Raw genomic sequence first — 10,624 nt, 5'->3', positions numbered from 1 at the left:
CGGTACCACGCCAGCATTGCCGCAACCGACGAAAGCGGTCCATGCGAAGCTGAGCCGCCAACGGTGATCGTTGCATCACCCGCAAGGCAGCTATTTCTTTTGCCACAGTAAAAGGTGCCAGACCTGTTTTAACGTCCATTTTGCGGGGAACTTTAGGCCCTGGTCCCGACCTTCGCGACTCAATAACGACATCGAAGCCTCAAGTGGGGAGTCGGCCGCGCGTTCGCACGTGAGTCGCTGTAGCCGGCGACGGTCATGACCCAGCTCGCGCAGCGCTCGGCGGGGGCGGCCAGGGAGATCAAGGAACTGACTGAGGACTCGGTCAGACGACCGCGCGTTAGTCCGAGACGAATACCGTAACGGCCTTTGGATGGTCCAACTCGAATGCGTGGACGCGTCCCGCGCGGACATCGAGTATCAGCTGCTCGATCAATTCGACCTCCTGAAACTCCGGTTCAATGTTGCCGCTCGGCATGACTGTGATTGCTTCGAGCAGCGCGCGCCGACGGTTAAGCAGATACAGCACGGCGCTTGCGCGTCTAAAAAAAAAGCGATCCATTTCAATTGCCGACGTCTTTCTCAATCGATTGGGGAACGCATTCAGTCCGGTCAAACGTGGTGGCGAGTATGAATCCGGTCCGCGGACCAAGGACCGACGTCCGCTGGATTTCCCCGATGAATTTTCCGGGCATCAAAACGCCCAGGCGCGGACGCTTGCCTTTTGCGCACGAAGTGACGTTCCACCGGCCTCAAGAAAGGTGCGCAGAAGGCTTAGGACCATCGTTCGACCGTAGAAGAACCCCTGCCCAAAGTCGGCTCCTGACTGGCTGACCACCACGTGATGAGTAGCGCTTTCCACACCCTCCGCAACGACAGTTGCGCCTAACCGGCGAGCCACATTGATCACCGCTGTCAGGCGCCGCCCGCGCTCGTCCGTGTCCAGAGCCAGTACCTGCCGGTCGATCTTGACCAGCTCGAAAGCAAACGCCGGCAGTATGTCGTGACTCCCCGGCCCGGTGCCGACATTTGAGAGGGCAAAGCGCACCTTTTTTGCTCTCAATGCCGCAAAGGCATTGAGGGCATTTGCAGTCGGCTTTGCACAACGACTCTCCGGCATGTGCAGAACCAGTCGGGAGAGGATCCCTGTAGCCGCCCTGCGCACATCCGACACAAACGTTGCGCTCTCCACATGTGAGCTGGAGACATTGATACCGATGTACAGGGAACTGTCAGCCGCCAATGGTCCGAGTTCGCGGGCCGCAGTCGAAAGCACGAACCGCGTGAGGGGGCCGATCAGTGCCGTGCGCTCGAGACGGCTCATGTAATGCGCTGGCCCCAGCGAGCCGTACTCCGCATTGTTCCAGCGGATCAGGGCTTCGACTCCTACGCACCTGCCGTCGGTGAGGCTGACTACCGGCTGGTACTCCAGACCGAACTCACCTTTTCTTAACCCAGCCCGAGCGGCGCGAATGAGCCTTGCATCGGGTGCGAACCGTCGTTTGTAGAAAAGCCATGCCAGCCCGAACAGGCCCAGAAGCGCCAGCCACGAGGCCAGCCATAGTCCCACCCACGACAGCAGATTGGCTCCGATGGAGACCCTTGCGCCCTCGGGCGGGTGCGCACCAGGCTGGCCGAAGCGGACGGAGCGGGTCTCCGCGCCAGGCGGTGCAGGTGTTGTGTGCCAATCGCATGCGTCAGCTTGTCCGCAGCCGGTTGGCAGAAGCGGCGTGAGCGAAGGATTGGCAGATTCTCGTGAGCGAACAGTGACGCCGAGCGAGGAGACCGGCGCGGGAGGGGCGCTGCCCTCGCTAAACGGGCCTCTGCTTAAGATGAAAAGTGCGCCCGCGATCATTGGTGGCGCTTGAATCGCGTTGCTTTCTGGTAGGGAGACGAGGTCTCCAGGCGCAACGTTTGATGTGTCGCTTAACGAGAGGCAATGCAGCTGCCGGATGTCTACGATCTCCATCGGGCCTGCATTTGCCCCTCCCAGCGTCGCGGGCGTCAGCAAGATTGGGGGAAGCGTGCAGACGGCGCCGAATTGCAAAGGCACGACAGGGGGCTGCGGGAGAATCGGCCTGGCGATTCGTTGCACTGCGCCCGCAAAGGCGTCACGGCCTGATCCGGCGTCTGCCCAGGGCGTGCCAGCGCTGGCCGGCGTCGCCGGTAGAGCGAGCGGCAATATCGCCGCGAGCAGCGTAACTGCCAGTCTGGATGCGCGATCCCGTGTGACGGAAGGCAGGCGCTTGTCTGCACAGCGGGAGCTTTCAGTCCCCCGCGAGAAGGTCGGGCCATTCATTTTCGTATGCGTAGATTTTTTCATCGCGGCGCTCAATTGACGGTGGGCGTCATTCCGGGAGTCGTAGATGGTTCCAGCGCTTCCTGCCCCGGTCAGGGGCTTGGGGCTTCATGCCGGGACATGCGTGGCTGGCCTGGCGGACCTTCGCCATGGCCAGTCGGCCATCACGGCGCGATGGCCGCATCAAAAATTTCCTCAATCGGAGCGGGCCGGTGCCGCAGAAAACCTTGGGCATAGTCGATGCCCATGTCGCGTAACAGCCCTTCGACCGCCTCGGTCTCCACGCATTCGGCCACGGTCTTCTTGCCCGTGATGCGGGCCACAGCGCTGATGCACCGGACTGCCTCCTGGTTCACAGGATCGTCCACCAGCCCGTTGATGAACTGGCCGCCGATTTTCAGATAGTCGACCGGCAGCGCTTTCAGGTAACCGAACGACGATACGCCGCTGCCGAAATCGTCGAGCGCGAAGCGCACGCCCCGCGCGCGCATGGATTCGAAGAACGACGTTGCGTCGTTCAGATTGATGATGGCGGCAGTCTCCGTGATCTCGAAGCAGATCTTGTGCGCATCGATCGCCATCGTCTCCATCAGATCGTCCACGTAGCGGTGGAAATCCCGGTCGCCAATTGACTGGCCCGACAGATTGATCGCAACAGTGGACAGATGCGCGCATCTGTCACGGTGGATGGTCAGGAACTCGAACACCTGCCGGATCACCCATCGGTCGATGCGCGAGGCCATCTGGAAGCGCTCGGCCGGGGCGAGGAACCGAGCCGGCGGAATCAGCGTTCCATCATCGTTGATCATCCGTAACAGGACCTCGCCGTGCACCCCGCCGCCGTCGCGACCGAGCGCGTTGATCCGCTGCCAGTGCAGGGCGAACTGCCCTTTGTCGAGAGCCTGTTCGAGGCGCCGAACCCACTGCATGTCTTCGCGGTGAGATTCGATCACCTCGTCCGCTGCCAGGTACGCATGCACGCGATTCCTGCCGGCTGCCTTCGCCGCATAGCACGCGCTATCGGCCGCTTCCAGGACGTGCGCGGCGGTTGGCCAGCGCTCGTCCACCGGCACCAGACCGATGCTCGCGCCGACGTGGAAATGCTGCGGACCTTCGTGAAACCGGAATGAATCGAGCGTGTCGCAGATCCGTTGGGCGATGCCCTCGGCACCCTCGATACCGCAGTCCTTCACGACCAGCCCGAATTCGTCGCCGCCAAGCCGGGCCAATGTGTCGTCGCTGCGAATGAACCGCTTGATGATCCCGACGACATGCTTGAGCAGCCTGTCCCCGGCTGCGTGCCCGGCCGCGTCGTTGACCAGTTTGAAGCGGTCGAGGTCGATGTACATCAGCGTATAGCGGGCCTTACCGACACGCGCGCCGTCGAGCGCGAGCTGCAAGTGGCGCTCGAACTCGTCACGGTTGAGAAGCCCCGTCAGCCGGTCGTGCGTCGCTCGCCAGGTCATTTCGCGATGCAGCTGGATCTTTTCGGAAACGTCGCGAAATACCAGAACGGCGCCAATCGTCTCGCCGGACGTGCTCTTGATCGGTGCAGCCGAGTTTTCGATGCAATACTCCCGGCAGTCGCGGCCCAGCAGGATGGCGTGGTCGCCGGCGTCGGTGAAGGCTCCACCACTCAGGCATCGCATCGCCGGGCTCTTCACGCGCCGCCGGCTCGTTGCGTCCACGATCTGGAGCACCACCTCCGACGGCACGCCGCGTGCCGCCGCACTGGTCCATCCGGTCAGTCTTTCCGCAACGGGGTTCAGGTAATCCACGCGACCATTGGCATCGACCGCAATAACGCCGTCGCCAATCGAATCGAGCGTCACGCGCAGGCGCTCATGCTCGGCAAGCAGTTCCCGCTGTACGCGTTTGCGTTCGGTCACGTCCTCCATCACTGTCAGCGAAACGGGATGACGGCCCGGCGCATCGCGCTGCACGACGGACGACAGTGACACATCGATCACGTTGCCGTCCTTGCACATCAGCTGATATTCAATCCCTGCACACCGGCCCACGCGAAAAAATTCAGGAATCGCCGTCTGTATGGCGTACTCGCGCGATTCCGGCGTAAGAAAGTCGGTCACAGAACGGCCAACCACCTCGTCGCGCGCATATCCCAGCGTCGCCAGCCAGACGTCGCTCACATGAATTAATCGGCCTTGCGCATCAATCGAATGCAGCATGGCGGGTGTCGATTCGTAGAGCATGCGGTAACGCGAGGCCATCGATTCATCGCCGGGCGAACATGACCCGACCCGCGCGCCGCCAGCCGCCTGACCGTCAGTCTGTGCATCGCGGCCAGCAGGATCGAAAAACGGGACATTGCAATTCATTTTGTATCTATCTATATGACGTGTTGGTAACCGGAAAATGAGCACGTCGCGGCTGGAGCAGATCCCGATCTGGCTGAGGCTGCCCGGAAGACTTATCCTCCTCACCGGCGATCGGGGAAACGTATGTGAGCATCGGGTGCGTCGGCTTGCGGGTTGATATAAAAACCTGCTCACGAGTTAGCAGGTGCCGGGTTCCACCAGAAGATATTCACCGGTTGAGAATTCACGATACAGAAATTGACTGGACCGCTATGAACCCAATACCGCCAACGAACGCTGCCCATGGGATGCACGTGAAGCGGGACGCCCGGCGGACGTCGCATAGCCTTGTGCGAATTCTTTGGCGCGCTCCGGCCTCGCAAACAGGAAGCCCTGCGCAAGTGGCACGCCGATCGTGTCCAGCACATCCTGCTGTGCGCGCTCTTCGACGCCTTCGGCGACAACGAGTGCCCCGACTTGTGCTGCGAGGAAAGTAATACCTTCGAGCAGCGCGCGATCGTTGCCGGCAACGCCCTGGACGAATTGCCGGTCGATCTTGATGTAGTCGAAATGAAACCGCTGCAGCAAGGCAAGATTGCTGTTCTCTGTCCCGAAGTCGTCGACGGCGAATTTGACACCCTGGCGCTGCAGCCGGGCCAAGCTGTCTTTCACGCCGTCGATGCCCGCGAGCAAGCCGCGTTCGGTGATTTCGAGCACAAGCTGAAGTCGGGTCTGGCTGGCAGAGAGGATCTCGCTCAAGTCGCCGGGAAAGCCGCGCAGACCTGCATGGAATGCCGAAAGGTTGACGGTGAGCCTGAACCCGTTTGGCAGCTTCATGGCACCCAATTCCTTGAGCGCTCGCCGGAGGACGAATTGCGTCAGGTCCGCGATCACCGGACTATCCTCCACTTCGCCAATGAAATGACCCGGCATCACCAGGCCCCGGCGGGGATGCTGCCAGCGCACCAGCGCCTCGGCGCCCACCCATTTCCCTGTCGCCACTTCGACGATCGGCTGATAGACCACGAGGAATTCGCCGCGCGCGAGACCTCGGCGAACCCGACGGATCAGACGTTGTCGTGGCGTGTATCCGCTCAGATAGCCGGCGGCGATCGCCAGCCCCACCATCATGCCGATCAGCATGGCAACGTTTTCGACATCGCCCAGATCCTGTTGCCGCCACGTTGGACCACCTTGTACCGATACGGAAAACGGAGCGTCCGGAGCCGGGTAACTCGCCCATCCCTTTCCCGGGGCGAAAGACGCCAGAATCCGCCCGTCGCTGGTGAACGCACTGCCATCGGTGCCGGTAATAGCCGCTGACTGGGCTCCTGACGCCCGCACCCGTCCGAGCAGGCCGTCAATGTATGCGCCGCTAACGACGAGGCCAATCCCTGCTCTCTCGGACAGGCGGTCGTACACGATCATCGCTGGGCTCTTCGGGAAAAGCGGTGTACCCGCACGCATTGCTATGCTGACGCCTGGTCCGGGCGGCAAAATATACGCGCTCAACGGGACGTCGCCGGCTCCCGATACCATCGTGCAGTAGACGCGATTGTCCCTGGAAAAAAAGGCATTGCGAACGTACAGGGCAATCCTCTTGTCGCCCGTGAGGCCTGCGAGGACCCTGGTGCAGGACTGTCCCGCCAACGGTGCGAGTTGCGGCCTGTCGCGTTCAGCGATGGCGATGATCCGCGCCAGGGATCGGCCAATATCCTGCGCCAGCGCTGCCTCGCGCTGAAGTGTGCGCTCTGCGGCGATGTGGTAGCCCACCGCCAGCGAAGCTGCTACAGCGGCACCAAAGAGAACTGAGGCCGAAGTCCACGCCCCCCACGGACGCAACGCCACAGCGACTGCGCGATGAAATACGGCGGCAGTCAGTTTTGTGATCACGATCATATTGAAGTAGTCATGGAGGCGAGTCGGTGGTGCGATAGACACCTGGCGTAACGCGTGGTCTGGGCCGGCGTTAAATCCACACGTACCTGGACGTAGCCGGTCAGGCGTTAGTCCGAGACGAATACCGTAACGGCCTCTGGATGGTCCAACCCGAACGCGTGGATGCGTCCTGCGCGGACGTCGAGTATCAGCCGCTCGATCAACTCGATGCCCTGAAATTCAAAGTCAACGTTGCCGCTCGGCGTGAGCGCGATTCCTTCGAGCAGCGCGCGCCGACGGTTACACCGCGATGCGCTGTGTGAGCAATTTCGCAATCGACGCCTCCGGCTCGCCGAGGTTAGTGTCATTATGATACCATACGGTACGGTATCGCTATGAGATTGCGAACCGTTTTGGCATCGAGGGATGCACACACCTGAATGCACGCCGCGCGAGGACATGGTTATCTCAGTCCTTTTCTGCCGGTGCGAATGCCGGTTCCATCACAGGTCAGCGAGGGGCTTCATCTGACGTTTGACATAAAACCTGTGCGCACTGCGAGGTATGTAGTCCACTCTGCGTCCTCTCGATCAACAGATCACGTTCGAACTCCACTACCGCGTTGAGGACACCCACGGCCATCTTGCCCGCAGGACTGGTCAGATCTGCACCCATAGTGCGAGGCAATGCGCTCGCATGCCGATCTGCGCCAGCTCTCCACAGTCTCGCGCACATCCATTGCATTGTGCTCGCGGGCAAGTTTCGCGACGATGACCACGTCGCCCGCTTCTAGTGTGTCAAGTAACTCGATGAAGCCGGGACGCTGCAAGGCCGCCACAGACCCGCTGATGGACTCCTCCACGATGCGGCGCTTATCGAACAGTAAGCAAAGACTCCGGACATGATTTGAGTCACAGAGACACACTTGAGCAGTGGACGAAAATGGCGTACGAAATCTAGGTCCCGTACATAAAGTCCCAAGCTATTTTTCGCACACATGTAAGAAGGGTGTACGTAATCGATCGTTTTCGGAATGAGGCAGGCGCCCTTTGGGACAGCCGGCGTTCTTTTTGATTGGTGCGACTGCGCAGGCGTGCGAGCCAAGATAGGTGGGGGCTTGTTTGCGGAGGTCAAGCCAGCAAAAAAGCTTGCGGAGTCGCGCACTACGATCCGAGTCGGATAAGTTTCGAATCGTATGTGACTGTGCTTCTGTGCATCTTCGAAGCACTTCGGTTCAGCGCTGAAACTTCGATTGCAGCATGAGTATCTGCGCCTGATCTTGGTCGGCTTGGCGTTGGTATGCATTTGAACGCAAGACATTGTCCTGCTCTGGCTCGCTATGATGGTTCATTTCCGGGCCAAGGAGAAAATCTACCTCTTGCTCTGCCGCTGCTTTCGCCTGCGTAATTCGTTGGATTTCCGATGAAATATAGGCATCAGTGTCACAGGCGGCAACTCTTGTTTGAAGCATCTGTGCACGCTTAGTGCTTTCATCCCGGCTACTCTCTGCACCAGCTAGCTTATTGCGTAGTTCTTGCATTTCCGGAGTGCCATTGGTCGAAACCGTATCCAGTTGCTTCTGCAGAACGGCAATATCTCGGTCACGGGGGGCAACATACAAGAATGATCCGGTTGCCACAGTACAGGTGCCGCCGATTGCAAAGAAGAACGCGGCCCACCACCATGGGTGATTTTCGTAATAACTTTTTAGTTCGATTGACATAGGCTTTCGCAAAATCTCCAATGCACCATGCATGCGGCCAAAGCATCCTTGGCCGCACAAACAGTTAACTGGTTATCGGCAATAGCCTTCTGGGCTTGAGCGTGCAATCTGCGCACCGATCGTGCCGGTGTATTTTCGGACCACCGATGTCGCTTGGCGTTGCGCGCACAAAGCTTAGAAGCTATGCAGACTGTCGAGAGCTGCGATTGTTTCGTTCGGTCCGACCAAAGAACCAGCCGGCCTGATCGCCAGAGCCAATCCGGCGACTATTCGATTCGTAGGTGCGCTTCGACGTCGAACTGTAGGCCCCAAGGCGATCTTCACCGAAAACTCCGACGAGTTCCTAGTCGGGGAACTGGTCAATGGTCGGGATTTTAACGTCTTCCACCCTCGATGCTGGTATCTGCATGCTTGTTGAACCCGTACACTCGGTGCTGCGTGGCGCAAGTCTTGGCGCTTGATACGAGCGCGTGTCATCGGCACAGTCTGATGGCGGGACAAAAATCCTGTTGAAACTTCTGAGCAAAACATTTGAATCAGGGCCAACGATGAAGACTCAGCGTTGACCGCGGATCAGTCGATCCGACAAATTTCTACGCTGGGGTAATAACCAGCTTTCCTTTTTCTACCTCAACCTTTATTCGTCCACTTATCTCAAATCCCGCCTCCTCCAACCACCGCCCTGACAACCTAATCCAAGGCGCCGGCGGTAAGTCTGGAAAAAATTTGACATGATCCGGCGCGAACGTTTTCATCGGGCGCGGGCGTCTTTGTGACGAAATGGTCAAGATGCGTTGGGTTAGGTGCGCAACTGCTTTATGATTGGCGTCAGCCATGATCAACTCCTTGTTCGAGCTGGTTGTGGTCAGCGGGTCGTGTGGGTGGCAGCCCATGCGTCCCGCGCTTTATCTCCTTCCTCGTTCTCCTTGGTGCTCGGCTCGGCGCTTTCGCGCCCTCTGCTATCCTCCAACGAGCCAATCGTTCGGTGATGCTCTGCAAACGTAACGCGTCGTGATCGTCGATTATGTCATTAGGCATCCGATGTATTTTCTCGCATTGTCGGACGTTGTGCAACAGCGTCGAACGCTCGACGAACAACAAAACAGGGCACATATTTCGTCGCTGGATTTAAGACAGAATCGCGCCGACAGACGTCGGATGAGATCAAGCATGTCGAGGTCCGATTAACGGTCGCGCGAGCCAGTCGGAAGGGGCGTCTGCGAACTACTAGGTAAGGGCGCGCGATGCGTTATCGGCGCTGGGGAGACGAACCGATGCCGACCTGATCGACCCCGTTCGGGTGATACGCCCAAAGCGACGATTTCGGAATGCCTGCAGCAAGCCGCCCCGAATCGGGCCTTGCGTTCCACGGACGGCTGAAGTTTCCGAGCACGACGTCGGCCTGAAGCGTCCCGTCCTTGTTAGTATCGGACCAAGGCCAACAGAAGCCGGCCCCCAACCGGCCAGTCGCGCCCGCTTGCACCTTATCCTTTGTCGCGTTTTCCAACGCATCCGGAGACCGAAAAATCCAGAAATCGAAAGCGTCGTGATCGTTCCCTTCGAAGCGCGGACGGTCACCAATACCCAACATCATGTTTATCCAGCGAACAAACGCATCTGAGCCGTTACAGCGGAACTGTGTCTCGAGTTCAGATTCGTACACCGCACACTTGTGCTTCTCCACGTACTCCCGAATGTAGGCGACGGAGCCGATTTCCCTCGGGCGTACGACCTCATGATCGTCAATGAAAAATACCGAAACACGTGCGGCCGCGATCAATTCCTCCAGTTGCTTCAGGCCGGATTTCTTGTTCGCCGGCGTGAAGCGATTGCTGCTCACGTCCCGGATACGATGTGCTTCGTCAGTGACCAGCACGTCCACCGAATCAGCCTGCGCGTCGACGTAGCCGTTCGTGTGCGTAAACAGCTCCTGACCTCGTGAACCAATGATCTTCCGCAGCGTTTCAGTGAACGCTTTGGAGCCGGTCACGTAGTGCGTCGAGTAGTGACGTGATAACAAACTCGCGACGAGGTTGATCGCCAGCACAGACTTGCCGGTGCCTGGGCCACCCTTGATGATGATGATCTGCTTCTGACGGTCATGCACCCCGCGACGCGCAGCGGTCATCACGGCGTCGAATGCCACCTGCTGCTCGTCAAGCAGCGTGTACTCCGGGTTGTTGTTGATCACGGACGCCACATAGTCCATCAGCTTCTTGTTAGGGCGATAGCGATTTTCTTCCATGCGACGCAGCACTTACAGACCGTCGCCACCTCCAACCCGATCCACCAGAAACTTGACGAACTCGTCTATGTCGTCGGCGACTGAACGTCGGTGGCATCTCTAGCAACGCCGCGAATTTAGGCGCCCGGAGCGGATCAGCCGGATGCGAATGGTAGTTGTTAAAT

The 10,624-nt window shown here is 59.2% G+C and carries 8 protein-coding genes and 1 pseudogene; all 9 read right to left on the bottom strand.

The features are described from left to right. Nucleotides 1-337: 337 nt before the first annotated feature. A complete protein-coding gene (locus P0D84_RS20345; RefSeq protein ID WP_408339325.1) occupies nt 338-559 on the bottom strand; it encodes a hypothetical protein in 222 nt (73 codons plus the stop codon). Between the two features lie 132 nt (nt 560-691). Beyond that, on the bottom strand, nt 692-2,320 hold the full coding sequence (locus tag P0D84_RS20340; protein ID WP_408339323.1) for an EAL domain-containing protein: 1,629 nt from the start codon (nt 2,318-2,320) through the stop codon (nt 692-694). A gap of 140 nt (nt 2,321-2,460) precedes the next feature. Then, a complete protein-coding gene (locus P0D84_RS20335) occupies nt 2,461-4,635 on the bottom strand; it encodes an EAL domain-containing protein (protein ID WP_408339321.1) in 2,175 nt (724 codons plus the stop codon). A 249-nt stretch (nt 4,636-4,884) separates the two neighbouring features. Next, entirely contained in the window at nt 4,885-6,513 is a 1,629-nt protein-coding gene (locus P0D84_RS20330) for an EAL domain-containing protein (protein ID WP_408339319.1), read from the bottom strand. Nucleotides 6,514-6,620: 107 nt separating this feature from the next. Then, on the bottom strand, nt 6,621-6,827 hold the full coding sequence (locus P0D84_RS20325; RefSeq protein ID WP_408339317.1) for a hypothetical protein: 207 nt from the start codon (nt 6,825-6,827) through the stop codon (nt 6,621-6,623). 232 nt (nt 6,828-7,059) lie between these two features. After that, nucleotides 7,060-7,369, bottom strand: a pseudogene (locus P0D84_RS20320) (recombinase family protein); the annotation flags it as partial. A 357-nt stretch (nt 7,370-7,726) separates the two neighbouring features. Further along, nucleotides 7,727-8,215 carry a hypothetical protein gene (locus tag P0D84_RS20315; protein WP_408339315.1) on the bottom strand — a complete coding sequence of 163 codons (489 nt, stop codon included), beginning with the start codon at nt 8,213-8,215 and terminating at the stop codon, nt 7,727-7,729. Between the two features lie 593 nt (nt 8,216-8,808). Then, a complete protein-coding gene (locus tag P0D84_RS20310; protein ID WP_408339908.1) occupies nt 8,809-8,970 on the bottom strand; it encodes a SymE family type I addiction module toxin in 162 nt (53 codons plus the stop codon). A gap of 494 nt (nt 8,971-9,464) precedes the next feature. Then, the gene (locus tag P0D84_RS20305; protein ID WP_408339313.1) at nt 9,465-10,460 is read right to left on the bottom strand and encodes a DNA/RNA helicase domain-containing protein; all 996 of its coding nucleotides are present in this window, start codon (nt 10,458-10,460) and stop codon (nt 9,465-9,467) included. Nucleotides 10,461-10,624 lie beyond the last annotated feature (164 nt).

This window comes from Paraburkholderia sp. RL17-337-BIB-A (assembly GCF_046025895.1).
GTDB classification, from domain to species: Bacteria; Pseudomonadota; Gammaproteobacteria; order Burkholderiales; family Burkholderiaceae; genus Paraburkholderia; species Paraburkholderia fungorum_C.
The sequence above is the reverse complement of the archived record's forward strand: the minus strand, read 5'-3'. Positions and strand labels throughout refer to the sequence as shown.

What these genes read in the sequence shown, in the direction of transcription:
- P0D84_RS20330 (WP_408339319.1), bottom strand. Translation starts at nt 6,513, where the DNA reads ATGATCGTGATCACAAAACTGACTGCCGCCGTATTTCATCGCGCAGTC.
- P0D84_RS20345 (WP_408339325.1), bottom strand. Translation starts at nt 559, where the DNA reads ATGGATCGCTTTTTTTTTAGACGCGCAAGCGCCGTGCTGTATCTGCTT.
- P0D84_RS20310 (WP_408339908.1), bottom strand. Translation starts at nt 8,970, where the DNA reads ATGAAAACGTTCGCGCCGGATCATGTCAAATTTTTTCCAGACTTACCG.
- P0D84_RS20335 (WP_408339321.1), bottom strand. Translation starts at nt 4,635, where the DNA reads ATGAATTGCAATGTCCCGTTTTTCGATCCTGCTGGCCGCGATGCACAG.
- P0D84_RS20305 (WP_408339313.1), bottom strand. Translation starts at nt 10,460, where the DNA reads ATGGAAGAAAATCGCTATCGCCCTAACAAGAAGCTGATGGACTATGTG.
- P0D84_RS20315 (WP_408339315.1), bottom strand. Translation starts at nt 8,215, where the DNA reads ATGTCAATCGAACTAAAAAGTTATTACGAAAATCACCCATGGTGGTGG.
- P0D84_RS20340 (WP_408339323.1), bottom strand. Translation starts at nt 2,320, where the DNA reads ATGAAAAAATCTACGCATACGAAAATGAATGGCCCGACCTTCTCGCGG.